The sequence below is a fragment of the Paracoccus sp. AK26 genome (genome assembly GCF_011801365.1).
Classification (GTDB): domain Bacteria; phylum Pseudomonadota; class Alphaproteobacteria; order Rhodobacterales; family Rhodobacteraceae; genus Paracoccus; species Paracoccus aerius.
Genome location: NZ_CP041041.1, coordinates 2126056 through 2151806 on the forward strand (window position 1 = coordinate 2126056; position 25751 = coordinate 2151806).

The 25751-nt window shown below is 65.9% G+C and carries 27 protein-coding genes and 1 tRNA gene; 15 read left to right on the forward strand and 13 right to left on the reverse strand.

Annotated elements, in window-relative coordinates:
- Positions 1-65 precede the first annotated feature (65 nt).
- The 3 genes from FIU66_RS10495 to FIU66_RS10505 form a co-directional block, all read right to left on the reverse strand.
- Positions 66-1208, reverse strand: a complete 1143-nt coding sequence (locus FIU66_RS10495; RefSeq protein ID WP_167622656.1) for an RsmB/NOP family class I SAM-dependent RNA methyltransferase — start codon at positions 1206-1208, stop codon at positions 66-68.
- On the reverse strand, positions 1205-2374 hold the full coding sequence (locus FIU66_RS10500) for a nucleotide sugar dehydrogenase (protein ID WP_167623472.1): 1170 nt from the start codon (positions 2372-2374) through the stop codon (positions 1205-1207). Before FIU66_RS10500 ends, FIU66_RS10495 begins: the two co-directional genes overlap by 4 nt.
- A 61-nt stretch (positions 2375-2435) precedes the next feature.
- Positions 2436-2522, reverse strand: a tRNA-Leu gene (locus FIU66_RS10505).
- A 66-nt stretch (positions 2523-2588) separates the two neighbouring features.
- On the opposite strand from FIU66_RS10505, the gene lipB reads away from it, so the two are divergent.
- The 5 genes from lipB to FIU66_RS10530 all read left to right on the forward strand — a co-directional run bounded on the left by lipB (position 2589) and on the right by FIU66_RS10530 (position 6699).
- Entirely contained in the window at positions 2589-3269 is a 681-nt protein-coding gene (lipB, locus tag FIU66_RS10510) for a lipoyl(octanoyl) transferase LipB (protein WP_255432212.1), read from the forward strand.
- A 103-nt stretch (positions 3270-3372) separates the two neighbouring features.
- Positions 3373-3801, forward strand: a complete 429-nt coding sequence (locus tag FIU66_RS10515) for a cytochrome c family protein (protein WP_167622658.1) — start codon at positions 3373-3375, stop codon at positions 3799-3801.
- Between the two features lie 149 nt (positions 3802-3950).
- Positions 3951-4388, forward strand: coding sequence for a universal stress protein (locus FIU66_RS10520; RefSeq protein ID WP_167622659.1), 438 nt, complete (start codon positions 3951-3953; stop codon positions 4386-4388).
- 140 nt (positions 4389-4528) lie between these two features.
- Positions 4529-6205, forward strand: coding sequence for a cytochrome c oxidase subunit I (gene ctaD, locus FIU66_RS10525; RefSeq protein ID WP_167622660.1), 1677 nt, complete (start codon positions 4529-4531; stop codon positions 6203-6205).
- Complete coding sequence (locus FIU66_RS10530; RefSeq protein WP_167622661.1) at positions 6205-6699, forward strand: DUF2244 domain-containing protein; 495 nt, start codon at positions 6205-6207, stop codon at positions 6697-6699. The genes ctaD and FIU66_RS10530 overlap by 1 nt, the downstream gene beginning before the upstream one ends.
- 9 nt (positions 6700-6708) lie before the next feature.
- Here the strand turns inward: FIU66_RS10530 and FIU66_RS10535 are convergent, their stop codons facing one another.
- Together FIU66_RS10535 and FIU66_RS10540 are read right to left on the reverse strand one after the other, a co-directional pair.
- Positions 6709-6894 (reverse strand): DUF3008 family protein, encoded by a 186-nt coding sequence (locus FIU66_RS10535; RefSeq protein WP_167622662.1) that lies wholly within the window; start codon positions 6892-6894, stop codon positions 6709-6711.
- A gap of 41 nt (positions 6895-6935) precedes the next feature.
- Positions 6936-7397, reverse strand: coding sequence for a GatB/YqeY domain-containing protein (locus tag FIU66_RS10540; protein WP_167622663.1), 462 nt, complete (start codon positions 7395-7397; stop codon positions 6936-6938).
- A 133-nt stretch (positions 7398-7530) separates the two neighbouring features.
- Between FIU66_RS10540 and carA the strand changes: the two genes are divergently transcribed.
- Positions 7531-8682: a glutamine-hydrolyzing carbamoyl-phosphate synthase small subunit gene (gene carA, locus FIU66_RS10545; RefSeq protein WP_167622664.1), complete on the forward strand. Its 1152-nt coding sequence runs from the start codon at positions 7531-7533 to the stop codon at positions 8680-8682.
- A 54-nt stretch (positions 8683-8736) separates the two neighbouring features.
- Positions 8737-10641: a glycosyltransferase gene (locus FIU66_RS10550; RefSeq protein ID WP_167622665.1), complete on the forward strand. Its 1905-nt coding sequence runs from the start codon at positions 8737-8739 to the stop codon at positions 10639-10641.
- On the opposite strand, the gene FIU66_RS10555 is transcribed toward FIU66_RS10550, so the two are convergent.
- Positions 10642-11892, reverse strand: a complete 1251-nt coding sequence (locus tag FIU66_RS10555; protein ID WP_167622666.1) for an IS256 family transposase — start codon at positions 11890-11892, stop codon at positions 10642-10644.
- A 153-nt stretch (positions 11893-12045) separates the two neighbouring features.
- Here FIU66_RS10555 and FIU66_RS18255 point away from each other — a divergent pair, with 153 nt between their 5' ends.
- On the forward strand, positions 12046-12180 hold the full coding sequence (locus FIU66_RS18255; RefSeq protein WP_255432213.1) for a hypothetical protein: 135 nt from the start codon (positions 12046-12048) through the stop codon (positions 12178-12180).
- Here the strand turns inward: FIU66_RS18255 and FIU66_RS10560 are convergent.
- Positions 12177-14981, reverse strand: a complete 2805-nt coding sequence (locus FIU66_RS10560; RefSeq protein ID WP_167622667.1) for a glutamine-synthetase adenylyltransferase — start codon at positions 14979-14981, stop codon at positions 12177-12179. The two genes, FIU66_RS18255 and FIU66_RS10560, sit on opposite strands and share 4 nt — an antisense overlap.
- Before the next feature lie 193 nt (positions 14982-15174).
- On the opposite strand from FIU66_RS10560, the gene FIU66_RS10565 reads away from it, so the two are divergent.
- The 3 genes from FIU66_RS10565 (at position 15175) to ilvN (ending at position 18544) form a co-directional block, all read left to right on the forward strand.
- Positions 15175-16014 carry an arginyltransferase gene (locus tag FIU66_RS10565; RefSeq protein WP_167622668.1) on the forward strand — a complete coding sequence of 280 codons (840 nt, stop codon included), beginning with the start codon at positions 15175-15177 and terminating at the stop codon, positions 16012-16014.
- 148 nt (positions 16015-16162) lie between these two features.
- Positions 16163-17917 carry an acetolactate synthase 3 large subunit gene (locus FIU66_RS10570; protein WP_167623473.1) on the forward strand — a complete coding sequence of 585 codons (1755 nt, stop codon included), beginning with the start codon at positions 16163-16165 and terminating at the stop codon, positions 17915-17917.
- Between the two features lie 66 nt (positions 17918-17983).
- Positions 17984-18544 (forward strand): acetolactate synthase small subunit, encoded by a 561-nt coding sequence (ilvN, locus tag FIU66_RS10575; protein ID WP_167622669.1) that lies wholly within the window; start codon positions 17984-17986, stop codon positions 18542-18544.
- A 7-nt stretch (positions 18545-18551) separates the two neighbouring features.
- On the opposite strand, the gene FIU66_RS10580 is transcribed toward ilvN, so the two are convergent.
- Positions 18552-18890, reverse strand: coding sequence for a hypothetical protein (locus FIU66_RS10580; RefSeq protein ID WP_167622670.1), 339 nt, complete (start codon positions 18888-18890; stop codon positions 18552-18554).
- Positions 18891-19189: 299 nt separating this feature from the next.
- Positions 19190-19948, reverse strand: a complete 759-nt coding sequence (locus FIU66_RS10585; protein ID WP_229849379.1) for a M48 family metallopeptidase — start codon at positions 19946-19948, stop codon at positions 19190-19192.
- A 154-nt stretch (positions 19949-20102) separates the two neighbouring features.
- Here FIU66_RS10585 and FIU66_RS10590 point away from each other — a divergent pair, with 154 nt between their 5' ends.
- From FIU66_RS10590 to FIU66_RS10600, 3 genes are read left to right on the forward strand one after another with little or no spacing between them, the layout of a single operon-like run.
- Positions 20103-20342 carry a hypothetical protein gene (locus tag FIU66_RS10590; protein WP_167622672.1) on the forward strand — a complete coding sequence of 80 codons (240 nt, stop codon included), beginning with the start codon at positions 20103-20105 and terminating at the stop codon, positions 20340-20342.
- Positions 20343-20390: 48 nt separating this feature from the next.
- On the forward strand, positions 20391-20963 hold the full coding sequence (locus FIU66_RS10595; RefSeq protein WP_167622673.1) for a nitroreductase: 573 nt from the start codon (positions 20391-20393) through the stop codon (positions 20961-20963).
- The gene (locus tag FIU66_RS10600; protein WP_240544663.1) at positions 20960-21676 is read left to right on the forward strand and encodes an EI24 domain-containing protein; all 717 of its coding nucleotides are present in this window, start codon (positions 20960-20962) and stop codon (positions 21674-21676) included. Before FIU66_RS10595 ends, FIU66_RS10600 begins: the two co-directional genes overlap by 4 nt.
- Here FIU66_RS10600 and FIU66_RS10605 read toward each other — a convergent pair.
- Together FIU66_RS10605 and mce are read right to left on the reverse strand one after the other, a co-directional pair.
- Positions 21633-21902 carry a DUF1467 family protein gene (locus FIU66_RS10605; protein WP_167622674.1) on the reverse strand — a complete coding sequence of 90 codons (270 nt, stop codon included), beginning with the start codon at positions 21900-21902 and terminating at the stop codon, positions 21633-21635. The two genes, FIU66_RS10600 and FIU66_RS10605, sit on opposite strands and share 44 nt — an antisense overlap.
- Positions 21902-22306 carry a methylmalonyl-CoA epimerase gene (gene mce, locus FIU66_RS10610; RefSeq protein WP_167622675.1) on the reverse strand — a complete coding sequence of 135 codons (405 nt, stop codon included), beginning with the start codon at positions 22304-22306 and terminating at the stop codon, positions 21902-21904. The genes FIU66_RS10605 and mce overlap by 1 nt, the downstream gene beginning before the upstream one ends.
- A gap of 128 nt (positions 22307-22434) precedes the next feature.
- Here mce and FIU66_RS10615 point away from each other — a divergent pair, with 128 nt between their 5' ends.
- Positions 22435-23169, forward strand: a complete 735-nt coding sequence (locus FIU66_RS10615; RefSeq protein WP_370528914.1) for a response regulator — start codon at positions 22435-22437, stop codon at positions 23167-23169.
- 3 nt (positions 23170-23172) lie between these two features.
- Here FIU66_RS10615 and FIU66_RS10620 read toward each other — a convergent pair whose 3' ends face one another.
- On the reverse strand, positions 23173-24351 hold the full coding sequence (locus FIU66_RS10620) for a DUF1501 domain-containing protein (RefSeq protein ID WP_167622676.1): 1179 nt from the start codon (positions 24349-24351) through the stop codon (positions 23173-23175).
- 4 nt (positions 24352-24355) lie between these two features.
- Positions 24356-25705, reverse strand: a complete 1350-nt coding sequence (locus FIU66_RS10625; RefSeq protein WP_167622677.1) for a DUF1800 family protein — start codon at positions 25703-25705, stop codon at positions 24356-24358.
- Positions 25706-25751 lie beyond the last annotated feature (46 nt).

Sequence of the window (25751 nt, forward strand, 5' to 3'; positions counted from 1 at the left end):
CCAAGCCTTCAGGATGTTTGATAGCGTCACACCGCTTAACAGAGCGTTAAGCGCGCTCATGCGCTTCATCCGCGGGCCATCAGCGACAGGAAGAACCCGTCGCTGGCGTCCAGCGGCGTCCACCGATGGTGCGACACCTGGTGGAATGCAGGGTTTTCGGCCAGGAAGCGGTCCACCTGCCCGCCGTTTTCGGGGTCGAGGATCGAGCAGGTCATATAGGCCAGGTGGCCGCCGGGCTTCACCAAGGGCGCGACCTCGCGCAGGATCCGGGCCTGCAGGGCGACAATGTCCTCCAAGGCTTCGGGGCGGAGGCGCCATTTCGAATCAGGCGTGCGGCGCCAGGTGCCCGAGCCCGAACAGGGAACATCGGCAATGACCAGGTCGAAGCGGCCCTTGGGCTTGCCGACCAAATCCACGCGCGCACCTGCCCGCTGGGCCCGCTGCGGCAGATCGCGCATCCGGGACATGTCGGCATCATGGGCAAACAGTGCCAGCCCGGGCGCGCGACCCGCGACGGCCAGGATCTTGCCCCCGCCGCCCGCGCAGAAATCCAGCACCCTGTCGCCCGGCGAGACGGGCAAGGCCGCGCAGGCCAGTTGAGGCGACAGATCCTGAAGCTCGACGAGCCCCTCGGCATAGGCCCGGCTTTGCGACAGCCGCCGTTCGTTTGCGGTGACGCGCAGGGCGGTGGGCAGGCGCACGTCGGGTTCCGCTTCAATCCCGTCGCCCGCAAGTGCCTGAATGGCAGCCGCGGCATCGCCCTTGACCGGGTTGACCCGGAGCCAGACCGGCGCGCGATGGCGCATCTGCCGGGCTAAGGCTTCCGCGGCAGGTCCTAGCGACGCATCCCACAGCGGGCGGATCCAGCCCGGAATGTCGAGAATGTCATCCGCGCTGCCGGGCTGTTCCTCGGGGCGCAACGCCGCCGGGGCATGGCCTTCGCCGGTAAAGACCTGCGACGGATCCTGCCCCGCCGCGCGCAGGCCGCCGATCATCAGCCCGCGCCCCGTCAGCCCGCCGCCCAGGGCCGCGTGGCTGTCGCGGCAGCGCAGCGCCTCGAACACAAGGTCGCGGACCGCCGCACGGTCGCCCGAACCGGCGAAGCGGCTGGAACGCGACCAGCGAAGCAAGGCCTGCTCGGCCGGCTGGCCTGCCAGGACCTGGTCCAGAACCTCGATGGCGGCGGATATCCTGGCGGCCGGGGTCATATGTCGCGTTGCAGCAGATCCCGGGTGAACAGCTTGTCCGCAACATCGGCCAGGTCGTCATGGCGGCGGTTGGCGATGATGAGGTCGGACTTGGCCTTGAAGGCCCCGAGGTCGCGTTCGACGGGGGAATGGAAGAAATGGTCGTCCTGCAGCACGGGCTCGTAGACGATGCAGCCGATGCCCTTGGCCTTGATCCGCTTCATGATCCCCTGGATCGCGCTGTCCCGGAAATTGTCCGAGCCTTCCTTCATCACCAGCCGATAGATGCCGACGGTCCGCGGATTGCGGGCCACGATCTGCTCGGCGATGAAATCCTTGCGGGTGCGGTTCGAATCGACGATGGCCGCGATCAGGTTCTGCGGCACGGCGGAATAGTTCGCCAGAAGCTGCTTGGTGTCCTTGGGCAGGCAATAGCCGCCGTAACCGAAGGACGGATTGTTGTAGTAGTCGCCGACCCGCGGATCCAGCCCGACGCCCTGGATGATGGCGTGGGAATCAAGGCCGTGGATCAGGGCATAGCTGTCCAGTTCGTTGAAATAGGCGACACGCATGGCCAGGAAGGTGTTGGCGAACAGCTTGATCGCCTCGGCCTCGGTCGAATTGGTGAACAGGACGGGCACGTTCTGATCAAGCGCGCCCTGCGCCAGCAGCGCGGCAAAGCGCTGCGCGGTGTCGTTCGTGTCGCCCACCACGATCCGGCTGGGATGGAGGTTGTCGTGCAGCGCCAGCCCTTCGCGCAGGAACTCGGGCGAGAAGATGATGCCGTCAAAGCCGGTTTCGGCCCTCATCCGGCTGGTGAAGCCGACCGGGATGGTGGATTTCACCACGATCGGCGTGGTGGGCGCATGGCGGCGGGCAAGGGCGATGACCGCCTCGACCGTGCTGGTGTCGAAGCCGTTGGTCTTGGGGTCGTAGTTGGTGGGGGTCGCGACGATGACGAAATCGGCGCCCGCAAGCGCCTGCGCGGCGTCGGTGGTGGCCGTCAGGTCCAGGTCACGCTCGGCCAGGAAGCGGGAAATGTCGGCGTCCTCGATGGGGCTTTGGCGGGCGTTAACGGCGGCCACGCGGGCCTCGTTGACATCAAGGGCCACGACGGTCGAGTTCTGCGCCAGCAACACGGCGTTGGACAACCCGACATAGCCCAGACCAACAACGGCAATCTTCATCATCATCCTCATCCGCATCGGGCCGCAGCCCGGGTTACTAGGATGGGATGTAAAGGAAAGATGGTGCGGTCGAGAAGACTCGAACTTCCACTCCGGTTAAGGAACAGCGACCTCAACGCTGCGCGTCTACCAATTCCGCCACGACCGCATCCGGGCAGTGCGGCGGGTGATAACCGAGCCGCGGGGGATTGAAAAGAGGGATTCTCGCACCCGCTTGACGGCACAGGCGCGGCAGGCCAGACCCGGGACCATGGTGGACTGGATCACAGCAAGCGGACTGACCGGCTATGACGACGCGGTGGCCTTCATGGAGGCGCGGGTCGCGGCCATCCACGACGGCCGCGCGGAGGAACTGGTCTGGCTGGTCGAGCATCCCCCCCTGTATACGGCAGGCACCAGCGCGCGGGACGGCGACCTGCTGGACGCGCGGTTCCCGGTCCATGCGACGGGCCGGGGCGGCCAGTACACCTATCATGGGCCGGGGCAGCGCATCGTCTACGTGATGCTGGACCTGAACCGGCGCGGCCGGGACGTGCGCGCCTTCGTGGGCCGGCTGGAGGCATGGGTGATCGCCGCGCTTGGCGATTTCGGCGTCACCGGCGTCATCCGCGACGGGCGCGTGGGCGTCTGGGTGCCGCGCCCCGACAAGCCCCCCCTGCCCGACGGCAGCACGCGCGACGACAAGATCGCGGCCATCGGCGTCAAGCTGCGGCGCTGGGTCAGCTTTCACGGCATCGCCATCAATGTCGAGCCCGACCTGTCCCATTACGGCGGGATCGTGCCCTGCGGCATCAGCGGCCACGGCATCACCAGCCTGGTCGATCTGGGCCTGCCCGTCGGCATGGCGGATCTGGATCTGGCGCTGCGGCGGAACTTCGATCCGATCTTCGGATAGGTATTTTTCGTCGAATGCGACCTTCTGACGGCTGGCAAACGAACCTTTCCCGCTTAAGAAGGTTGGTTGGGACTTCCAAGATCTTTGGAATAGCGAGGATAGAATGAGATTTGCGATCATCGGCGCCCTGATGGGTGCAACCCTAGCCATCCCAGCCCTGGCACAGGATGCCGGCGACGCCACGGTCGGCGAAAAGGAATTCCGCAAGTGCAAGGCCTGCCACATGATCCAGTCGCCCGAGGGTGAGGACATCGTGAAGGGCGGCGCAACCGGGCCAAACCTTTATGGCATCGTGGGGCGTCCCGCAGCGGCCCAGGAAGGCTACAAGTATTCCGAGGCGCTGATCGCGCTGAAGGACGCGGGCGAGGTCTGGACCCAGGAGGATCTGGCCGCCTACATCACCGATCCGAACAAGTTCGTGCAGGAAAAGACCGGCGATACCTCGGCCCGCACGAAGATGACCTTCAAGTTGAACAAGAACCAGGCCGATATCGCGGCCTATCTGGCCAGCGCATCGCCTGCGACACAGTAACGCAGCCGCGCCTGTTCCTGGCCGGGCCGATCCCCTGGGGTCGGCCCGCTTGATTCAGATCAATCCCTCCCTTCTTTCCTTGTGCCAGCCTCCGTCGCGCAACCAGGCCCGCGCCACCACGGTGCCAGGCCGCCGCACGAGGAGCATCGATGTTCAAGCATATCCTGATCCCGACCGACGGGTCCGACCTGGCCAGCCAGGCCGTTGACAAGGGGCTGGCCCTGGCCACCAGCCTGGGCGCCGTTGTGACCATCGTCACCGTGACAGAACCCTTCCATATCCTCAGCACCGACGCGATGCAGGTGGAAAGCAGCCGGGCCAGCTATGATGCCGATGCGGCGGCCTTTGCCCGCAAGGTTCTGGAAGCCGCGCAAGCAAAGGCAGCGGCGGCGGGCGTCCGGGCCGAGACGCATCACAAGTGGCACGACAATCCTTATCAGGCAATCATCGACACCGCGCTGGGCGAAGGCTGCGACCTGATCGCCATGGCCTCGCACGGGCGCAGGGGGATGGCTGCGGTGGTGATGGGCAGCCAGGCCACCCGGATCCTGACGCATTCCAAGATCCCGGTTCTTGTCTTTCGCTAGGTCCGGAGGCAGGCTCTGCAACCAAAAGCTGCCCTTCCGGCGACCTTAGGGCATTGCCGGGTCGGCATGGCTGGTCTAGAACAACCCAAAGGAAATGCCGGTCTGCCGGACCGGATCACTATATCTGAGGGAGTTCGGGTATGGCAGACGCAGCCGTTCATGGCCACGACGACCATCACGACCAACGCGGGTTCTTCACCCGCTGGTTCATGTCCACCAATCACAAGGACATCGGTATTCTTTACCTGTTTACCGCAGGGATCGTGGGGCTGATCGCGGTCAGCTTCACGGTCTACATGCGGATGGAGCTGCAAAACCCCGGCGTGCAGTTCATGTGCCTGGAAGGCGCGCGCTTCATTGCCGATTCGACCGCCGAATGCACCCCGAACGGCCATCTGTGGAACGTGATGATCACCTATCACGGCGTCCTGATGATGTTCTTCGTGGTGATCCCGGCGCTGTTCGGCGGCTTTGGCAACTATTTCATGCCGCTGCAGATCGGCGCGCCGGACATGAGCTTCCCGCGCCTGAACAACCTGTCCTACTGGATGTATGTGGCCGGCGTCTGCCTGGGCATCGCCTCGCTGCTGGCACCGGGCGGGTCCGACCAGCTTGGCTCGGGCGTGGGCTGGGTCATGTATCCGCCCCTGTCCACGACCGAGGCCGGCTATTCCATGGACCTGGCGATCTTCGCGGTCCACGTGTCGGGCGCCTCGTCGATCCTGGGGTCGATCAACATCATCACCACCTTCCTGAACATGCGCGCCCCCGGCATGACCCTGTTCAAGGTGCCGCTGTTCGCCTGGTCGGTCTTCATCACCGCCTGGCTGATCCTGCTGGCCCTGCCCGTCCTGGCCGGCGCCATCACCATGCTGCTGATGGACCGCAACTTCGGCACCAACTTCTTCAACCCGGCCGGCGGCGGCGACCCGGTGCTGTACCAGCACATCCTGTGGTTCTTCGGCCATCCGGAAGTCTACATCATCATCCTGCCGGGCTTCGGCATCATCAGCCACGTCATCGCCACCTTCGCCAAGAAGCCGATCTTCGGCTATCTTCCGATGGTCCTGGCCATGGCCGCGATCGGGGTGCTGGGTTTCGTCGTCTGGGCGCACCACATGTACACGGTCGGCATGTCGCTGACCCAGCAGTCCTATTTCATGCTGGCCACCATGACGATCGCCGTGCCCACGGGCATCAAGGTCTTCTCGTGGATCGCGACGATGTGGGGCGGCTCGATCGAGTTCAAGACGCCGATGCTCTGGGCCTTCGGCTTCCTGTTCCTGTTCACCGTGGGCGGCGTGACCGGCGTCGTGCTGTCGCAGGCCCCCCTGGACCGCGTTTACCACGATACCTACTACGTCGTGGCGCACTTCCACTATGTGATGTCGCTGGGCGCCGTCTTCGCGCTGTTCGCGGGGATCTATTTCTGGATAGGCAAGATGTCGGGCCGGCAATATCCGGAATGGGCGGGCAAGCTGCATTTCTGGACGATGTTCATCGGCGCCAACCTGACCTTCTTCCCGCAGCACTTCCTGGGCCGCCAGGGGATGCCGCGCCGCTACATCGACTATCCGGTGGAATACGCCTACTGGAACTACATCAGTTCGTTGGGCGCCTATCTGTCCTTTGCGTCCTTCCTGTTCTTCATCGGCGTGGTCTTCTACACGCTGTTCGCCGGCAAGCGCGTGACCGAGAACAACTACTGGAACGAGTTCGCGGACACGCTGGAATGGACCCTGCCCTCGCCCCCGCCCGAACACACGTTCGAGCAGCTTCCCAAGCGCGAGGACTGGGACCGCAGCCACGCGCACTGATGCCCTATGAATGGAAAGACACGGCCCCGGATGATACCGGGGCCGTTTCATATCAACTGCGGCTCTGGCCCTACCAGTCGCTGCCGCCGAAGGGATTCGTCTGGTTCATCGGCCTGACGGCGGGGTTCATGGCGCTGCCGGTCGTGGCGATGCTGGGCACCGCCGTGCTCTGGGGACTTCTGCCCTTCGTCCTGCTGGTGATCGGCGGCGTCTGGTATGCGATCCAGCACAGCTTTCGCCGGGGCCAGACGGCCGAGGAACTGCTGCTGGATCGCCGCACCGCGCAGGTGATCCGCCGCGATCCCGGCGGCGGCTTGCGGGAATGGACCACCAACAGCTATTGGCTGCGCCCGATCCTGCGGCGTGGCCCGGTCGAATCCTACCTGACCCTGACCGACGGCAAGCGGGAAATCGAACTGGGCGCCTTCCTGACCCCGCAGGAACGCCGCCACCTGCATGACGACCTGCTGAGGCGACTGGCGAACCTGCGCTAGGCGCGGGTGTCAATCGCCTTTATGCTCGGGCTTGCCCTTGCGCTTGGTTTCGGCAAGATCCTTCAGCTGGCTTTCGGACATGCTGTCATGCATGTCCCTGGACGCCCCTTGAAGGTCCTTGACCTTGGTGTCGCCGCGCTTGGCGGACAGAGCCGCGCCTGCGGCTTTCTGCTGGGCTTTGGATTTGGCGGGCATGGCTGTTACCTCCTGCCCGCCCAAACGCGCCGGACGGCAGGTCAGTTCAGCAGCCGCGCCTTGACCATCGGTCCCACCGCGCCGAAATCCATCTGCCCGGCATGACGATCGCGCAGTTCCGCCATAACGCGCCCCATGTCGCGGATGCTGGCCGCGCCCAGCGAGGCGATGGCCGCGTCAATTGCAGCGGCGGTTTCGGCCTCGTCAAGCTGACGGGGCAGGAACTCCTGGATGACGCCGATCTCGGCCTCTTCCTTCTGGGCCAGCTCCAACCGGCCGCCTTCCTCGTAGGCCTTGGCCGATTCCTGGCGCTGCTTGACCATCTTCGACAGGATGGCGATCAGGTCCTGGTCGCCCAGCGTGCCGTCGCCGTCGCCCGTGCGGGCCGCGATCTCGCGGTCCTTGATGGCGGCGCCGATCAGGCGCAGCGTGGACAGGCGTGCGCTGTCCTTGGCCTTCATGGCGTCCTTGGTGGCAGCTTGCAGCGTGGCTCGCAGGTCCATTGTCAGCGTCTCCGGGTCGCGAAAGCCTGCGATGTAGGCCAGCGGCCCGGCCAGATCAAGGGTGGCCGATGTCCTTGACCTTGGGCCGCCATCCCCATATTGACCGGCAGATTTCAGACAAAGGGTGCTTGCTATGGCCAACAAACCGACCGCCTGCCTTGCGCTTGCCGACGGAACCGTCTTCTATGGCCAGGGCTTCGGCGCCCCGGGGGAAGTGGTGGCCGAGCTGGTCTTCAACACCGCCATGACCGGCTATCAGGAGATCATGACCGATCCCTCCTACGCCAGTCAGATCGTCACCTTCACCTTTCCCCATATCGGCAATACCGGCATCACCCCCGAGGATGACGAGGCACCCGATCCCGTCGCAAGCGGCATCGTCGTCCGCTGGGATCCGACCGACCCGTCCAACTGGCGCGCCGCAGGCGACCTGCCCGGCTGGATGGCCCGGCGCGGGCGCATCGGCATCGGCGGCGTGGATACCCGCCGCCTGACCCGCGCGATCCGCCAGCAGGGCGCCCCTCATGTGGTGCTTGCCCATGATCCCGACGGCACGTTCGACATCGCTGCGATGGTCGCCAAGGCCCGCAACTGGACAGGCCTCGTGGGCCTTGATCTGGCAAAGGATGTCTGCTGCCGGCAAAGCTATCGCTGGACCCAGGGCGCATGGGAATGGAGCAAGGGCTTCGGCGAGGCTGCGCAAGACAAGCCCTTCAAGGTCGTCGCCCTGGATTACGGTGCCAAGCGCAACATCCTGCGGTCGCTGGTGGCCTTCGGCGCGGATGTGACGGTCCTGCCCGCCACCGCCACGGCCGAGGAAGTCCTGGCCCATGAACCCGAAGGCGTGTTCCTGTCGAACGGCCCCGGCGACCCGGCGGCGACCGGCGAATATGCCGTGCCCATGATCCAGAACCTGCTGGACCGCGACATGCCGATCTTCGGCATCTGCCTGGGCCACCAGATGCTGGCGCTTGCCCTTGGGGCGAAGACGGTGAAGATGAGCCATGGCCATCACGGCGCGAACCACCCGGTCCGAGACGTGCAGACCGGCAAGGTCGAGATAACCTCGATGAACCACGGCTTCGCAGTGGACAGCCAGACCCTGCCCGCAGGTGTCATGGAAACCCATGTCAGCCTGTTCGACGGCAGCAATTGCGGCATCCGCGTGGCCGACAGGCCGGTCTTTTCGGTGCAGTACCACCCCGAGGCCGCGCCAGGGCCGCAGGACAGCCTGTATCTGTTCAAGCGCTTCGCCGAGGCGATGCGCGACCGCCGGGGGGCTTAACCGCTTCTTAACCGGTTTCGTGCCAGTCATGGGCGATCCACAAGGGAATCGCCCATGGCCAGTCCGCAAACTGTTGCACGCCCCTTTCCCGCTGCGGCCGTGCAGCCGACCCTGGCGCCGCGCCACCAGCAACCCCTGGGCCAGATCCTTCTGGAAGACGGGGCGGTCGATCCCGGCAACCTGCTGAAGGCCAGCGTCATGCGCGGGCGGCAGGACAGCCGCCTGGGCCAGATCCTCCTGTCACAAGGCTGGGTCACGCCCGAGGCGCTGTTGCGCGCACTGTGCCGCCAATGGCGCACCACCGCCCTGGATCCGATCCGCACGCCTGGCGATCCCCGCCTGATCGACATTCTTGGCGCCGAGTTCTGCCTTGCAAACGCCGTCCTTCCCTGGCGGCGCATCGGCGGCGTGACCTGGATCGCCACCGCTCGGCCCGAAGCGTTCGAGGCGATGATTCCAGGGCTGCCGGAAAGCTTCGGCCAGGTACGGATGCTGCTGTGCTCGGAAGACCAGATCCAGGGCGCAATCCTCGCCTCGCGCCGCATCGCCATGATCCGCAAGGCCGAGATGCGCGTTCCCGCCGCCGAATCCTGCCGTTCAAGGAACGAGGCTCGGACCGGCCGCATCGCGCTTGGGGCGATCGCGCTGCTGGTCCTGGGGCTGTGGCTGATCCCGGTCGCGGTGCTGTCGCTGCTGACCGCCTGGGCCACGGTGTCGCTGGTCGCGCAAAGCGGGCTGAAGCTGATGGCGCTGCTGGCGACCCGGCGCATCAGGGCCGAGGAACGCGTTCAGGCCGAAGGGCTTACCTCCGGCAAGGCTGCACGAGCCGAGATGACTGGCCCGCTGCCCGTGATCTCGGTCATGGTGCCGCTGTTTCGCGAAAGCGATGTCGCGGGCAAGCTGGTGGGCCGCCTGTCGCGGCTGGATTATCCGCGCGAGTTGACCGACATCCTTCTGGTGATCGAGGCCAGCGACCAGGTGACCCGCAACGCCATCCAGGGCGCGCGCCTGCCCGGCTGGATCCGCGTGGTCGAGGTGCCGAATGGCCCTGTCCAGACCAAGCCGCGCGCGCTGAACTATGCGCTGAACTTCTGCCGGGGTGCGATCATCGGCGTCTGGGATGCCGAGGACCGGCCCGATCCCGACCAGTTGCACAAGGTAGCGCGCGGTTTCCACTTTGCACCCGCCGACGTAGCCTGCCTGCAGGGCGCGCTTGATTACTACAACCCGCGCACCAACTGGCTGGCCCGCTGCTTCACCGTTGAATACGCGTCCTGGTTCCGGGTGATCCTGCCCGGCGTCGCGCGGCTTGGACTGGTCGTTCCCCTGGGCGGCACGACGCTGTTCTTCCGCCGGGACGTGCTGGAACAGGTCGGCGCCTGGGACGCCTGGAACGTGACCGAGGACGCGGACCTGGGCGTGCGCCTGGCGCGGCGCGGCTGGCGGACCGAGATCATCGACACCACCACGGACGAGGAAGCGAACTGCCGCGCCCTGCCCTGGATCAAGCAGCGGTCCCGCTGGCTCAAGGGCTATGCGATGACCTGGGGCGTCCACATGCGCGACCCGCGCGCGCTGTGGCGCGAGCTTGGCCCCTGGCGGTTCCTGGGCTTCCAGATCCAGTTCCTGGGCAGCCTGTCGCAATACCTGCTGGCCCCCATCCTGTGGAGCTTCTGGCTGCTGAGCCTGGGCCTGCCCCATCCCTTGCGCGAACCCCTGGCGGGCGTCTGGGGCGGCTATGCGATCCCCGCGCTGTTCGGCACCTTCATCGTCTCGGAACTGCTGTCCATCGGCGTGGGCATATGGGCCGTGCGCGGCGACAAGCACCGTCACCTGACGGCCTGGGTGCCCAGCCTGCACCTGTATTTCCCGCTGGGCTGCCTGGCAGGATGGAAGGCGATCTACGAAGTGGTCGTGAAGCCCTTCTATGAGATATGGGCAAAAGTTGGTGACGCGTGATCAGGCGGCGGCTTGAAGTTGGCGGAGGCCGTCGCGGAACTCAATCCCCTGAATGATTTCCGGGAGGCGGTTCTGGCCGTCGAGTTTGCGCCATTTCCCCTGCGCCGACATCATCAGCTTGAAGGCCATGGCCAGCCCGGTCCTGCGGCTGAGGCATCCTTTGGTGCGTTTCGTTCGGTGCCGGACGGTCGCGAAGGTGCTTTCAATTGGATTGGATGTCCGGATGTGTTTCCAGTGCTCGGCCGGGTAGTCGTAAAAGGTCAGCAGCGCCTCGCGATCCTTGACCAGCTTGGCAACGGCCTTGTCGTATTTGACCCCGTAGGTTTCGACGAAGAAGTCGAAGGCGGCGCCGGCCTCGGCCTTGGTTTCCGCCTGCCAGATGTCATGCAGATGGCTCTTGGCCTTGTCCTGCAGCGACTTTGGCAGCGCATTCAGCACATTCATTGTCTTATGGACCCAACAGCGTTGTTCACGGGTGGTGGCGAAGACCTCGCGCAGCGCGGTCCAGAACCCGAGCGCGCCATCGCCGATGGCCAGGTTGGGATCCTGCTTCAGGCCCCGGCGCCGGAGATCTAGCAAGAGCTCACGCCAGCTCTCAGCGCTTTCGCGAAAGCCGTCGATCATCGCCAGAAGCTCCTTGCGGCCATATTCATCGGCCCCGACGATCACCAGAACGCATTGCTTCTCCTCAGCCATGCGCGGTTTGAAATACACGCCATCGGCCCAGATGTAGAGAAAGCGCCGATGGCTTAGGTCGCGCTTTTGCCAGGCCTCATAGTCGGTCCACCAGTCTGCCTTCAGCCGCGTGATCGTCTTGGCCGAAAGCCCAGGGGCGTTCTGGCCGAGAAGCGCTGCCAGCGCTTCGCTGAAGTCCCCTGTGCTGACGCCCTTGAGGTAAAGCCAGGGCAGCAGTTCCTCGACCGATTTCGCCTTGCGCAGGTATCGCGGCAGGATGCTGGGTGTGAAGGTGATCTTGTCCTCACCGGGCTTGCGATCGCGCACCCGCGGCACTTTCACCGGCACGGGGCCAATCCCGGTCATCACCTCCCGTTCCGGCAGGTAACCATGGCGCACCAGCCGTGATGTGCCATTCTCCAGCTTCTCGGCGGAAAAGGCGGCCATCAGCGCTGCCAACTCCGCGTGGATTGCCTGTTCGATCAACTTGCGCGCGCCGTCACGGATAATATCGGTGAAGGGATCGGTGCTGAATCCGGATGGATCGGACAGCTGGGTGATGGTAGTCTCTGGCATGTGGCATATCCCTTTCTCGGTTGAGAATTGACGGCGTTCTGAACACCGCCATGATATGCCGCCCCCTCAGGGCATCACCAACTTTCGCTCATTACTCCCTTCTATTGGGACAAGACCGCACATGGCATCTATGACGCCGACGCCGCGGTCGTGGTGGCGGATGGCACGGTGCCGGTGCCGTTGCTGGGCCAGATCGGCGAACGCCGGGATGCCGCCCTGCCGAAGGAACCGGCGATCGCAGCCACCCTGGACGCGATCGCCGCCCCGCCGATCCGCAAGAGCGCCTAGGCCGCCGGCGCGCCCGAAGCCACCGGAAGGGCCGCGTCGATCAGGGCGGCCGCTTCGGTGCAGGAATGGCGCAGGCGGTCGGCCAGTTCCGTGACCGATGCCGCACCGCTTTCCCGCAAAAGGAATTCCTGCCCGCCCAAACCTATGTCGTCCATGTCCAGCGGCTTGCCCGTCAGCAATCGACCCGAGGCGTGCAGACGCCACAGGAACCGCCAGATCGACCCCAGCTTGTCGGCATCCACGGCCGTGATCAGTCCCGCCCGCCGGCCCGCCCGCAACTGTGCCAGCGTCCCCCGTGCCGGATCCCCCGTCCGCAGCGCCAGGGATTGCGCCAGCAGGTCGATGTCCTGCAACCGGCCAGGGCCGACCTTGGCTTCCCATACGCCGTCCAGCGGGCGCGCCGCAAAGATCCGTTCGCGCATGTCGGCCAGGTCGGGCATCACCCGCGCATCGGTGCCCCGCCCGCGCAGGACGGACAGCCGCAGCGCCTCGACATCGCGGGCCAAAGCCTCCGCCCCTTCTCCGGCAAGCGCCACCACGCGGGCGCGGGTCAGGGCCAGATGTTCCCAGGTCCAGGCCTCGGTCATCTGGTAGCTTTCGAAGCTCTGGATGGCGGTCGCGACCGGCCCCTGCCGCCCCGAGGGGCGCAGCCGCATGTCAACCTCGTAAAGCCGCCCTTCGGCCGTGGGGGCCGAGGCGGCGGTGATCATGGCCTGCGTCAGCCGCGCATAAAAGGGACGCGCCGCCAAGGGGCGCGGCCCATCCGAGGCCTCGGCGCCGTCCGCGTCATAGATCACGATCAGGTCCAGGTCCGACCCGGCATTCAGCGTGCGCGCGCCCAGCGACCCCATGCCCAGCACCACGGCCCCCCGGCCCGGCGGCGCGCCATGCTTGCGGGCGAAATCGGCCGTGGTGACGGGAAACAGCGCGGCGATGCAGGCATCGGCAATATCGGCATACTGGCCCGCCGCCTCGTCCGCGTCGATCAGGCCGCGCAGGTGATGGACGCCCACGCGAAAATGCCATTCATGCGCCCAGCGGCGGGCACTGTCCAAGGCGGCCTCGTATCCGCCGCCGGAACCGTTCAGTGCCGCCTGCAGCACGCGGTCCAGATCGGCACGCAATCCTTGGGCACCGGGCCAGGGTGAAAAGAAACTGCCCCCCAGAACCGCATCCAGCACCGCCGAATGGCGCGTCAGATAGGCCGCCAGCCCCGGCGCGCTGCCGCAGATATCGACCAGCAGGTCGATCAACTGCGGATTGGCCTCGAACAGGGAAAAGATCTGCACCCCGGCGGGCAGCGCCGACAAGAAGGCATCGAATCGGGACAGCGCCTCGTCGGGATGGCCGGTCCTGGCCATGCGGCACAAGAGCTCCGGTTCGACTCGCCGGAAGATCTGCTGCGCGCGGGCGGACCGCAGCGCGGGATAGGTCTGCCATCGGTCGATGATCGCCTGCGCTTCGGCCGAGATCGACGGACGCTGCACAGCCTCGCCCGGCGCAAAGAAGGTTTCGGTCAGGTCGTGCACATGATCCAGCCGCGCGCGCAGCCGGGTCGACCAGGCATCGGCATCCGCCTCTCCCATCAAGGCAGCAATCAAGGCCAATCCGGTCCCGTCCTTGGGCACGGAATGGGTCTGGGCGTCATTCACCATCTGGATGCGATGCTCGATGTCGCGGTGCTGGCGGTAATGATCGGTCAGGTCGCGCGCCACATCCGCCGGGATCCAGCCCTTGTCCGCCAGGGCCGCCAACCCGCCCACCGTGTCGCGGCATCGCAGGTCCGGGTCGCGCCCGCCCGCGATCAACTGGCGGGTCTGGGTGAAGAACTCGATCTCTCGGATGCCGCCGCGGCCCAGCTTCATGTTGTGCCCCGGGATCTCCAACCGTCCGCCCAGGCCCTTGTGGTCGCGGATCCGCAGGCGCATGTCGTGGGCGTCCTGGATCGCGGCGAAATCCAGGTGCTTGCGCCAGACGAAGGGCCGCAACTCGCGCAGGAACCGTTCACCCGCCGCGATGTCGCCTGCCGCAGCACGGGCCTTGATGAAGGCTGCGCGTTCCCAGGTGCGGCCCTCGGCCTCGTAATAGGCAAGCGCGGCGGCGGCCGAAAGGCAGACGGGCGTCACCGCAGCATCGGGGCGCAAGCGCAGGTCGGTGCGGAAGACATAGCCGTGCTCGGTCACCTCGGACAGCATCGTCGCCATCTTGCGCGTGGCCCGGATCAGGGCGGCGCGGGCGTCCTGCTGGTGGGCATCGGCGTAGGCGGTCTCGTCGAACAGCACGATCAGGTCGATGTCGGAGCTGTAGTTCAGCTCTCGGGCGCCGCCCTTGCCCATTGCCAGGGCGAAGATCCCGCCCGCGTCCGCGTTGCTGGGCGGCAGCTTGCCGCGACGGCGTTCCTGTGCCACCTGCGCACGCAGGGCCAGATCGACGGCGCGATCGGCTAGGTCGGACAGCGCGCCCGTCACCTGTTCCAGCGTCCAGACCCCGCCCAGATCTGCAAGGGCGGTCTGCAGCGCAACCCGCCGCTTGGCGCGGCGCAGCGCCACCGCCAGATCGTCGGTGGAAAGGTCCTCAAATCCTGCGGTTTCGCGCGTGACCACGTCGTCGTGATCAAGCGCCCCCGGCAGCCAGGCCGCTTCCTTCTGCAGCAGCCCCGCCAGATAGGGGCTGCACCCCGCCACCCCGGCGATCAGCGCGGACAGGCGGGGATCAAGCGGCGGCAACTGCGCCAGCACGTGCTGGGCGCGGTCGTGGTCAACGGCGATGGGCTGGCGGGTGATGCGGGCGGCGAAATCCATGCGCGGCAGACTAGCCTAAGCCCTTGTGCCGTCAACGCCCGGCACCCAGATCGGTTCAAGGTTTAACCCTTTCGCGACTTGGCGGGTGAAGCAATCGTTGTTAGGCTTTCGCAAAATCGACAGGTGGGCACACGGATCCTTTTTGGCGCATGATCAGTTCCGCAACGACAATTCGCCATAAGGGCCTGCGCTGATGCGCCATACCCTGCCCCATGCGCCGCAATTCTATGTGACGGCACCGCAGCCCTGCCCCTATCTGCATGGCCGGGCCGAACGCAAGCTGTTCACGGCGCTGCATGGCGACAACGCGGCCGAACTGAACAACGCTTTGTCCCGCCAAGGCTTCCGCCGGTCGCAGAACGTCCTCTACCGGCCCAGTTGCGAAAGCTGCGTGGCCTGCATGTCGGCGCGGATCCGGGTGGCGGACTTCAAGCCCTCGCGCACGCAGCGGCGGCTGATCCGGCGCAATTCGGGCCTGCGCCGCCTGGCGACAAGTGCCTGGGCGACCGAGGAGCAGTTCGACCTGTTCCGCCGCTATCTGGACAGCCGCCACGCCGATGGCGGCATGGCCGACATGGACATCTTCGAATTTGCCGCGATGATCGAGGAAACGCCGGTCAAGACCCGCGTGATCGAATACCGCTGCAACGGCGACCATCCGGAACGGCTGGCACCCGGCGATGACTTCCTGGCGGCCGTCTGCCTGACCGACGTGCTGGATGACGGGTTGAGCCTTGTCTACAGCTTCTATCACCCCATCCTGCAACCGGCGAGCCTGGGGACATATCTGATCCTGGACCATATCGAGATCGCGCGGGCCGCGAAGCTGCCCTACATCTATCTGGGCTATTGGGTGCCGGGCAGCCGCAAGATGGACTACAAGGCGCGCTTCTCGGCGCTTGAGATCTACAAAGGCGGGGTCTGGCAGAACATCGGCGACCCGGAAGATCATTCGAACGAGGCCCATCCCCTGTCGGTCGACCCGATCGTGGAACAGGTGGCGCGGATTGCCCTGCCCCAGTTCGATCGCTGACCGGCGAAAGAAAATTACAAATTCCGCTCGGCCTGCGTCATTTTATCCGCGCCACCCCATTGACCACGGGGGACCGCGTCCATAGTTTGCCCCGACGCGCGCAACGGGATTCCCTGTGCCGCCTGCCTTGTTCTGATGGAGAAGAATGATGTCCCGAATGATGACGGGTGCGAGAATGGTTGTCGAAGCCTTGCGCGATCAGGGTGTCGACACGGTATTCGGCTATCCGGGCGGGGCGGTGCTACCCATTTATGACGAGCTGTTCCAGCAGAACGACATCACCCATGTCCTGGTGCGCCACGAACAGGGCGCGGTCCACATGGCCGAAGGCTATGCCCGGTCGACGGGAAAGCCGGGGGTGGTTCTGGTCACCTCTGGGCCCGGCGCCACGAACGCGGTCACCGGCCTGACCGACGCGCTGCTGGATTCGATCCCGCTGGTCGTGCTGTCGGGCCAGGTTCCGACCTTCATGATCGGCACCGACGGCTTCCAGGAAGCCGATACCGTCGGCATCACGCGGCCCTGCACCAAGCACAACTGGCTGGTGAAGGACACCGACAAGCTGGCCGAGACCATCCACAAGGCCTTCCAGGTCGCGACCTCGGGTCGTCCGGGGCCGGTGCTGGTGGACATCCCGAAGGATGTCCAATTCGCCAGCGGCACCTATGTCGGGCCAAAGCAGGTCGAGCCCGGACGCTATCAGCCGGTCCGCAAGGGCGACATCCAGGCCATCACCCGTCTGGTCGAACTGATGGAGGGGGCCGAGCGCCCGATCCTTTACACCGGCGGCGGCGTCATCAATTCCGGTCCCGGCGCCAGCCAGTTGCTGCGCGAACTGGCCGATGCCACGGGCTTCCCGGTCACCTCGACGCTGATGGGGCTTGGCGCCTATCCGGCGTCGGGCAAGAACTGGCTGGGGATGCTGGGGATGCACGGGCTGTACGAGGCCAACCTGGCGATGCATGGCTGCGACCTGATGATAAACATCGGTGCGCGATTCGACGACCGGATCACCGGGCGCATTGCCGATTTCAGCCCGCATTCCGTCAAGGCGCATATCGACATCGACCCTTCCAGCATCAACAAGGTGGTCCGGGTGGATATTCCCATCGTCGGCGACGTGGGCCATGTCCTTGAAGATCTGCTGAAGGTCTGGAAATCGCGCGGCCGCAAGGTCAACAGCGCGGGCCTGCGCGACTGGTGGCAGCAGATCGAGGGCTGGAAGGCCAAGAACTGTCTTGGCTATCGAAACAGCGACACGTTGATCAAGCCGCAATACGCGCTTGAACGGCTGGAGGCGCTGACCAAGGGACGGGATCGATACATCACGACCGAGGTCGGACAGCACCAGATGTGGGCCGCGCAATACCTGCATTTCGACGGTCCGAACCGCTGGATGACCTCGGGCGGGTTGGGGACGATGGGCTATGGCCTGCCTGCCAGCATCGGCGTGCAGATGGCCCATCCGGATGCCCTGGTCATCAACGTCGCGGGCGATGCAAGCTGGCTGATGAACATGCAGGAAATGGGCACCGCCGTTCAGTTCCGCTTGCCGGTGAAGCAGTTCATCCTGAACAACGAACGCCTTGGCATGGTCCGCCAGTGGCAGCAGTTGCTGCATGGCGAACGCTACAGCCAAAGCTGGTCGGACAGCCTGCCCGATTTCGTCAAGCTGGCCGAGGCCTTCGGCTGCAAGGGCGCGCTTGTGAAGGATCCGAAGGATCTGGACGATGCGATCCAGCAGATGCTGGATTATGACGGGCCATTCATTCTGGATGTGCTTGTCGAAAAGCATGAGAACTGCTTCCCGATGATCCCGTCCGGCAAGCCGCACAACGAGATGCTGCTGGGCGAGGCCGCGACCTTTGGCGTGGTCGAAGCCGACGGCGCGGTTCTGGTCTGATCCCTGCGTGGGGGCGGTGCCCCCACACTCCCCAGATATTTCTGCACAGAAGATGAAGGCAGAGCCATGAATGCTTTGAACATCCAGAAGGGCGCGTCCAGCCATTCGGCCTATGACCTGCGTGACCCCAATTCCCAGGTCGAGGAAAGCCATACCTTGGCCGTTCTGGTCGAGAACGAGCCGGGCGTGCTTGCCCGCGTCATCGGGCTGTTTTCCGGGCGCGGCTACAACATCGACAGCCTGACCGTGGCCGAGGTGGACCATACCGGCCACCGCTCGCGGATCACGATTGTCACGCGCGGCACGCCGGCGGTGATCGCGCAGGTCAAGGCGCAGCTTGGGCGGATCGTGCCGGTGCACGAGGTTCATGACCTGACGGTCGAAGGCCCGGCGGTGGAACGTGAACTGGGGCTGTTCAAGGTGCGCGGCCAGGGCGACAAGCGGGTCGAGGCGTTGCGCATCGCGGAGATCTTCCGCGCCAATGTGGTCGATTCTACGCTGGAAAGCTTTGTCTTCGAACTCGTCGGGACGCCGAGCAAGCTGGATGCATTCGCCGACCTGATGCGGCCCCTTGGTCTTTCGGATCTAGCGCGCACCGGCATCGCCGCCCTGTCGCGCGGGGCCTGAGCCGGGATCAGCGGGCGGCCGCGACCCGGAGCGCGGGTCCGGCCGGCTGCTGCTCTCTCGGGTCGGGGGAAACGACCTTCAGATGCGGTTCCGGGGGGGCCGAGCTTGCCCGCAGCATGGCGGGAAGATGCGAGAACTCCTGCTCGGACAGCATCGTCACGCGGCGGGCGTTGCGAAGGGCGCCGCTGACTTCGCTTTCCAGTTCGACCAGATCACCAGGCTGGGGCCAGCAGGCAGCATGGGCAAGGTTTTCCCGCCCTTGCAGATAAGCAAGGGACGCATGATCCTCGCACCAGATCACCGCCTTCTCGCGCTCTGCATTACTCCACACAACAACGCCGATCATTCCGACACTCCAAACGGATGCCGGTGGCATCACGTCAACCTGATCAAACACAATTGCACTTTATGTGCATGGTAATGATCACGAAAGCAGAATTCCGCCGATTTGCTAGTATTTTTTAAGAGATTTTGGCAACTGTCTGCCAAAGGTTTTAGCCATGCAGCATTTTCGCCATAAGTGGTTGAAATTGCCTCGGCCTTCAGCCGTTTTTTGCTTTCATATTTTGCGCAGACTGCAATTTATTAATACCGTCGAGTTCAACTGTGGCAAATCTGCAATAGTCCCTGCGGTTGTAGCCAAACTTATCGTATTCGCCCGCTTTGAACATCGGCAACGGCCTGACGAACCTGCGCCAGTCGTGCCGCGCGAGGCGGGTGCGTGCCCAGGATGTGATCGCCGGGATCGGGAATACGTTCGAAAAAGCGCGATCCGTTGATGGGATCGAAACCCGCGTTCAGCGTCATGATGGCGCCCAGATAGTCGGCCTGAAGTTCCCAGTCGCGGGAATAATAACGCGAACCGACCGACGCGCCGATTCGCTGCGCTGTCTCGATCGCTTCCTGGTTGTTGCCATAGACCGAGGCGATGCTGCCCAGGATCACCGCCCCCGCCGCGGCCGCCCCTGCCTTGCGGTCAAGGTGGTTCAGCACGTGATGGCTGGCCTCGTGGCCCACCACAAAGGCGATCTCGTCGCCGTTGCGGGTTTCGGCGATCAGCGACAGGGTGAAGCCGATGATGGGGCGGCCCGTCGCGTCGATGGTCTGGAAGGCGTTGGCTTCCTGGCCCGGCCGGTCGTCCACCACGAACTGGAAATCGCAATTGATGGGCTGGGTGCGCCGTTGCAGGCATTCTCGTTCGACCGCAGGCTCCATCCGGCGCATCACCGACACGAACATGCGGGCCGCCGATTGCGGGCTGCCGTCATTGGTCAGGACCGGCGCCGGCGCGGGAATCGTCGATCCATAGGGTCCGGTGGACGGGGGGATCTGGTCCTGCGGCAGCGGGGCGCAGGCCGCCACCCCCAGAAGACCTGCACCCAAGATCGCCGTGACCTGCTTCATCGCCCGCCTCATGCCGTTGCCGCACCTTTTGGCGGCGCGATCGTTACGCTTTGCTCGGCATGATCTTAGCGGCTTGCAGAATCCCGCGCAAACCCTGCCACTTGTTTGCAGGCCCACATCACGCGAATGTCGGCCGGAAGCAAGGAGGGCCGCGATGTTTACCATCGAGCATGATTTCGACGCCACCGTCATCACCCTGATCGACGAGGCCGATCCCGACACTGGCCCCTTGAACGAGGATGTGGTGATCCTGTCTTTTGACGACCGCGTAGTGCTGGAACAGGTCGGCCCCGACGACGAGGTGGTGCGCGTCACCCTGTCCATGCACCAGCTGACCGAGCTGCGGCTGGCCCTGAACCTGCCCGAGGGCAACTACCGGATCGACCGCGACTAGGTTGTGGCCCTTACCGTTTTCAGGAACAACGCCGGAAAGGAGACAGCCATGACCTATCGCAACGATGCCGCCCTGGAGTTCCTGGCGACACGCCGGTCCCATCCGCCCAAGATGCTGCGCGAACCGGCCCCCGACCGGGCCGAGATCCTGCGCCTGCTGACGCTGGCTGCGCGTGTCCCCGACCATGGCAAGCTGGAGCCGTGGCGATTCGTCGTCCTGGAACGCCCGGCGCTTGACCGGCTGGGGCCGGTGCTGCGCGACCATGTGCTGGGGTCGGGGCAGGATGGGGCAGTGGCGGACAAGGCGGCCTCGGCCTTCGCCTCGCCCGCGGTTGTCGCGGTCGTCTCGTGCCCTGTGGCCAGCGACAAGGTGCCCGGGTGGGAACAGTTCCTGTCGGCGGGCGCGGTTTGCCTGGGTCTCGTGAACGCGGCGCTTGCCTCTGGCTGGGGGGCGGCCTGGCTGACCGGCCCGGCGGTGCTGGACGAGACCTTTGGCCGCACCCATCTGGGCCTGTCCGACAACGAGCGGCTGGTGGGCCTGGTCCACCTGGGCAGCCGGGGTGAAGCTCCGCCCGAACGGCCGCGTCCCGATGTCGCCGCAAAGACAAGCTGGCTGGAATGATGGTCTTCCGCGCCCTTGCCCTGGGCTGGCTGGACCTGCTGCGCCCGCGGATCTTCCGTCTGGCGCTGATGGGCATCGGCCTGACCATCCTGCTGTTCGTCGCGCTGCAGTCGGGCCTGTTCTGGGCGATCCGCCGCTTCGTGCCGGGCGATTTCGCCTTGCCCTGGATCGGCACGCTGGATGTCGGCGCCGCCCTGTCCTGGGGATCGCTGGCGCTGTTCCCGGTGATGGGCTTCTTCCTGATGGCCCCGGTCGCGGCGGGCTTTGCGGGCCTGTTCGCCGAACGCGTCGCCGAAGTGGTCGAGGAGATGCATTATCCGGCACGTCGCGGCGGGTCGATCGACTTCTGGGACGGGCTGCTGGAATCGGTGGCGGTGGTGCTGGCCGTCCTGGCTGTTGCGATCGTGTCGCTGCTGGCCACGCCCTTTCTGGGGCCGCTGGCGCCGGTGCTATTGTTCGGCGCGAATGGCTGGCTGCTGGGGCGCGAGTTCTTCCAGATGGCCGCGCGCCGTCACATGGACGAACCGCAGGCCACCGCGCTGCGCCAAGCCAATTCAGCCCGCGTGACGGTGGCAGGCGTGCTGGTGGCGGTGGCCCTGGTGATCCCGCTGGTCAACATCGCGGTGCCGCTGCTGGCCGCGGCGGCCTTTACGCACCTGTTCCACCTGATCAGCGGAACATCCGGTCAAGATTCGCGATATCGGCGCGGGTGATCAGCCCGCCGAAGATCACATAGGCGATCGCCGCCCAGATGATCGCGGCAATGACCGAGGTCCAGATCAGCTTGGGCTTCAAGCGCAGGTCGGCGGGCGCGCCTGCATGGGTGCCGGGCACGATTTCCCCCGCGTCCTGCTGGCTGCGTTGGCCGATCAGGACCACGATGAACAGCGTCAGGAACCACAGGACGGCGTAAAGGACGATTCCTCCGGTCAGGTTCATCAGACTTGCTCCAGTTCGATCAGGCAGCCGTTGAAATCCTTGGGATGCAGGAACAGCACCGGCTTGCCATGGGCGCCGATCTTGGGTTCCCCGCTGCCCAGGACGCGGGCGCCTTCGGCCTTCAGGCGGTCGCGGGCGGCCAGGATGTCCTCCACCTCGAAGCACATGTGATGGATGCCGCCCGACGGGTTCTTGTCCAGGAAGCCCTTGATCGGGCTGTCTTCCCCCAAGGGATGAAGCAGTTCGACCTTTGTGTTGGGCAGTTCGATGAAGACCACCGTGACGCCGTGGTCGGGTTCGTCCTGCGGGGCGCCGACCTTGGCGCCAAGCGTGCCGGCATACTGGGCCGCGGCCGCGCCAAGGTCGGGAACAGCGATGGCAACGTGGTTGAGGCGTCCGATCATCTTTTCCTCCGGTTTTGCGGGGTTCTAGGGGTTTTGCGGGACCGGCGAAAGGAAAACCCGGCGGCATTAACGGCTTCTTAGCGAATCGGCGGCTAACTGGAAACGCGACATCGGTAGGGGATGAAGACATGCAGAAAGACATCGTGTCCGACATGATCGACACTTTGCCCATGTGGCGGGTTTCGACGCCGAACCGGCCGCTGACCGGCCTGACCGTGCTGGTGGTCGAGGATTCGCGCTTTGCCAGCGAAGCGGTGCGGCTGTTGTGCCTTCGCTCGGGCGCGCGGATCCGCCGGGCGGATTGCCTGCGTTCGGCCGAGCGGCATCTGCGGACCTATCGCCCGGCCGTGGTGATCGTCGATCTGGGCCTGCCCGATGGCGACGGAGCCGACCTGATCCGCCAGATTGCCGCGACCGAGCCTCGGGTCCCCGTCCTGCTGGGCATCTCGGGCGATCCGGACCTTGCCGACAGCGCCATGGCCGCGGGGGCCGACGGCTTCCTGCCCAAGCCGATCGAGAGCCTGGCCGTCTTCCAGCAGACCATTCTGGCGGCCCTTCCGGCCGAGGCGCGGGGCCACGGACTGCGCATCCTGCCGGATGAGGTGATCCAGCCCGACCCTTCGGGCCTGCGCGACGACCTGGCCCATGTGGCCGAGATCCTGGCCACCGCCCAGGACACCGCAGCGGTTGATTACATCGCGCATTTCCTGGCGGGTATCGCGCGGTCGGCCCATGACCCCGTCCTGGAAGCCGCCGCCACTGCCCTTGCCCGCGACCATGACGCCGGGCACTCGCTGGCCAGCGACCTGGCGCGGATCAGCGGCCTGGTGCAGGAACGCCTGGCCCGCGTCGCCAGCATGTAGCGATCAACCCAGGATGCGCGGGCTATCGCCCATGTCGAGGTCGGGAAAAACGCTGCGCTCCAGCACGTCGCGTGGGATGTCGAACAGGTCGCGCATGACCCAGGCGGCATGGGCGCGGATGTCGCGCAGCGGCATCAGGTCGCGCCCGGCGTAAAGGTCGCCTTCGGCCAGTCCCGGCCAGCCCCCGATCGCGCGCCCGCCGCGGATGTTGCCGCCCGCCACCAGCATTGCCCCGCCCGTCCCGTGGTCCGTCCCGCCTGTGCCGTTTTCCCGCGCCGTCCGCCCGAACTCGGTCATCGCCAGGACCGTGGTGCGGCGCCAGTTCGTCCCCAGGTCGGCGCGCAGCGTCAGGATTGCCGCCCCAAGCCGTTGCAACGCGCGCTCGATCACCGGACCCTGCCGCGCATGGCTGTCCCAGCCCGAGATCGAGAAGCTGGCGATCCGCGTCTCGGCGTTCAGGCGGTCGGCGGTGAAGCGGGCCAGGGCCTCGGCGTCGCGGGTGGGGCCTGCCTCGGTCTCGATCCGGGCCAGGTTGCCGTTGATGATGTCGATGGCCTGGTCCCCGGCCGGGCGGAACAGCGGGTCGTCGTGCCAGACATCGGCCAGCAGCCGCTGGCCTTGCGCCGACAGGCGGAACCGCGTCTGCGGCGCCCAGCTTTTCGCCGGTGCCGCCCCGTCCAGGATGCGCATGTCGTCCAGCCCCACCGAATAGGCCGTTTCCGACTGCACCCCCGGCATGGCCTGCAGCAGCCGGTTTAGCCAACCGTCGCGCAGGCGCATCGCCTCGACATCGGTGCCGGTCCCGGCCTCCAGCAGATCCTGCCCGTCGAAATGGCTCCGCTGGTCGCGATAAGGGGTGGACACCGCAGGCGCGAAGGCCAGTTCGCCCGACCGCCACAGCGGCATAAGCGGGGCAAGCGCCGGGTGCAGCGCGAAGAACCCGTCCAGATCCGCCGCCCCGCCATCGGGGCCCAGGGACAGGGTCCGGCGCAACGCGCGCAGGTTCGAATCGCCATAGGGCTGGAACACGTCCAGCCCGTCCATCGCGCCCCGCAGGATGATGACGACCAGCCGGTTCTCGCCTGGAAGGGCGGCAAAGGCCATGGGCGACAGCAGCGGATGGGCCGCGGCCGAACAGCCAATCAGGGCCGAGGATTTCAGGAACAGGCGGCGTGACAGCATCGCGTCATCTCCGGTTGAAATCGGGCGAGGCCAAGATCAGCGCCAGCCCCTCGGCCGGGCTTTCCGCCCGCGGCACCGCCCGGCGCAGCACCTCCGAGGCGCTGTCGCCAAGCGCCGTCTCCAGCACCGCGCGCGGGTCCGGCGGCTCAGGCAGCAGCTTCGGCAGCAGGCGCATCGTCCAGTCGATCCGTCCCGCCAATCCCTGGGCCGTGGCCCAGGCCGAGGCATCCTCGGGCCAGCCGTCCGGTCCGCGCGGCCGCCCCCACCGCTGCCCCATCAGCGCCATCCCGCCCAGGACAAGGTTCGTGAACTGGCGCTGATCCAGCGCCAGCACATCCGCGCCCGTCAGTCCACAGGCCCGCAGAGCTGCCACGATATAGTCCAGCGGCTGGCGCACCTTCTGGCGGAAGCAGCCGCGCAGTTCCGGGGCCTCGGCCAGGACCAGATAAAGGGTCGGCAGGTCGCCCCCGCTGTCGCGGAAGGCGCCAGCCAGCCTGTTCACCAATTCTGCAGCCGGATCATCCGCGACGAAATGCACCGCCAGCTTGCGGGCGATGTGCCGCGCGGTCGCATCATGCGCGGCCAGATCCTCGATCGCCTGCCGGATCGCGCCGTCATCATCGCCGCGCTCATAGGCCTTGCCTAGGACCCGGAAGCTGCCCGGCTCGGCCCAAGCCTTGTTGAAGAAGCTGCCAGTGTCGCGGACCGGGCGGAAGGTCAGCCCCGTCAGCAGCAGCGCCAGTTGGCGCACATCGGCCTGCGCATAACCTGAATCCGCGCCCAGGCTGTGCAATTCAATCATCTCGCGGGCCAGGTTCTCGTTCACGCCGCGCCCGCGCTTGCCTGCGGAAGAGTTCGGCCCGACCGACTGCACCTGGTCCAGATAGGTGATCATCCGGGGATGCGTCTCGGCGGCCAGCATCAGGTCGGCGAAACGGCCGGCCAGGTGCGGGCGGATCGCCTCGTCCACGAAGGCGGCCGAGGCCACGGCGTCGAACAGGTTGCCCGTGACGACGGTGAAGTGGTCGGCCCAGAACTGCACCAGGCGTTCGCCGAAGCCGCCCCGGTCATCTACAGCGCGGGCGATCCTGACCTGCGGCGCGCGCATTCCCAGGTCCCGGACGGTTTCGCGCAGCCGCTTCAGCGCAGGCCGATCCGGTCCTCCCTTCCGCTGGTTCAGATCATGGTTGCGGATCCGGTGGGGCCGATAATCCCGCGCCATCGAGAAGCTGCGCGCGTCCGGTCCGGCCGAACCGACAGATCGGACCAAGGCCTGCGGATCGGCGGGCGGGTCGGCCAGGGGCGACAGGCCATAGCCAAGCCGGATCGCGGCCAGTTGGGGATAGGACAGCATTCGCGCCCCCTTGCAACGCGGGGGTCTTCCCCCGGCGCAAGGTTAT

Coding starts and splice junctions, on each gene's coding strand:
- FIU66_RS10495 (WP_167622656.1), bottom strand. CDS start 1,208: ATGACCCCGGCCGCCAGGATATCCGCCGCCATCGAGGTTCTGGACCAG.
- FIU66_RS10500 (WP_167623472.1), bottom strand. CDS start 2,374: ATGAAGATTGCCGTTGTTGGTCTGGGCTATGTCGGGTTGTCCAACGCC.
- FIU66_RS10515 (WP_167622658.1), top strand. CDS start 3,373: ATGAGATTTGCGATCATCGGCGCCCTGATGGGTGCAACCCTAGCCATC.
- FIU66_RS10520 (WP_167622659.1), top strand. CDS start 3,951: ATGTTCAAGCATATCCTGATCCCGACCGACGGGTCCGACCTGGCCAGC.
- ctaD (WP_167622660.1), top strand. CDS start 4,529: ATGGCAGACGCAGCCGTTCATGGCCACGACGACCATCACGACCAACGC.
- FIU66_RS10530 (WP_167622661.1), top strand. CDS start 6,205: ATGCCCTATGAATGGAAAGACACGGCCCCGGATGATACCGGGGCCGTT.
- FIU66_RS10535 (WP_167622662.1), bottom strand. CDS start 6,894: ATGCCCGCCAAATCCAAAGCCCAGCAGAAAGCCGCAGGCGCGGCTCTG.
- FIU66_RS10540 (WP_167622663.1), bottom strand. CDS start 7,397: ATGGACCTGCGAGCCACGCTGCAAGCTGCCACCAAGGACGCCATGAAG.
- carA (WP_167622664.1), top strand. CDS start 7,531: ATGGCCAACAAACCGACCGCCTGCCTTGCGCTTGCCGACGGAACCGTC.
- FIU66_RS10550 (WP_167622665.1), top strand. CDS start 8,737: ATGGCCAGTCCGCAAACTGTTGCACGCCCCTTTCCCGCTGCGGCCGTG.
- FIU66_RS10555 (WP_167622666.1), bottom strand. CDS start 11,892: ATGCCAGAGACTACCATCACCCAGCTGTCCGATCCATCCGGATTCAGC.
- FIU66_RS10560 (WP_167622667.1), bottom strand. CDS start 14,981: ATGGATTTCGCCGCCCGCATCACCCGCCAGCCCATCGCCGTTGACCAC.
- FIU66_RS10565 (WP_167622668.1), top strand. CDS start 15,175: ATGCGCCATACCCTGCCCCATGCGCCGCAATTCTATGTGACGGCACCG.
- FIU66_RS10570 (WP_167623473.1), top strand. CDS start 16,163: ATGTCCCGAATGATGACGGGTGCGAGAATGGTTGTCGAAGCCTTGCGC.
- ilvN (WP_167622669.1), top strand. CDS start 17,984: ATGAATGCTTTGAACATCCAGAAGGGCGCGTCCAGCCATTCGGCCTAT.
- FIU66_RS10580 (WP_167622670.1), bottom strand. CDS start 18,890: ATGATCGGCGTTGTTGTGTGGAGTAATGCAGAGCGCGAGAAGGCGGTG.
- FIU66_RS10585 (WP_229849379.1), bottom strand. CDS start 19,948: ATGAAGCAGGTCACGGCGATCTTGGGTGCAGGTCTTCTGGGGGTGGCG.
- FIU66_RS10590 (WP_167622672.1), top strand. CDS start 20,103: ATGTTTACCATCGAGCATGATTTCGACGCCACCGTCATCACCCTGATC.
- FIU66_RS10595 (WP_167622673.1), top strand. CDS start 20,391: ATGACCTATCGCAACGATGCCGCCCTGGAGTTCCTGGCGACACGCCGG.
- FIU66_RS10600 (WP_240544663.1), top strand. CDS start 20,960: ATGATGGTCTTCCGCGCCCTTGCCCTGGGCTGGCTGGACCTGCTGCGC.
- FIU66_RS10605 (WP_167622674.1), bottom strand. CDS start 21,902: ATGAACCTGACCGGAGGAATCGTCCTTTACGCCGTCCTGTGGTTCCTG.
- mce (WP_167622675.1), bottom strand. CDS start 22,306: ATGATCGGACGCCTCAACCACGTTGCCATCGCTGTTCCCGACCTTGGC.
- FIU66_RS10615 (WP_370528914.1), top strand. CDS start 22,435: ATGCAGAAAGACATCGTGTCCGACATGATCGACACTTTGCCCATGTGG.
- FIU66_RS10620 (WP_167622676.1), bottom strand. CDS start 24,351: ATGCTGTCACGCCGCCTGTTCCTGAAATCCTCGGCCCTGATTGGCTGT.
- FIU66_RS10625 (WP_167622677.1), bottom strand. CDS start 25,705: ATGCTGTCCTATCCCCAACTGGCCGCGATCCGGCTTGGCTATGGCCTG.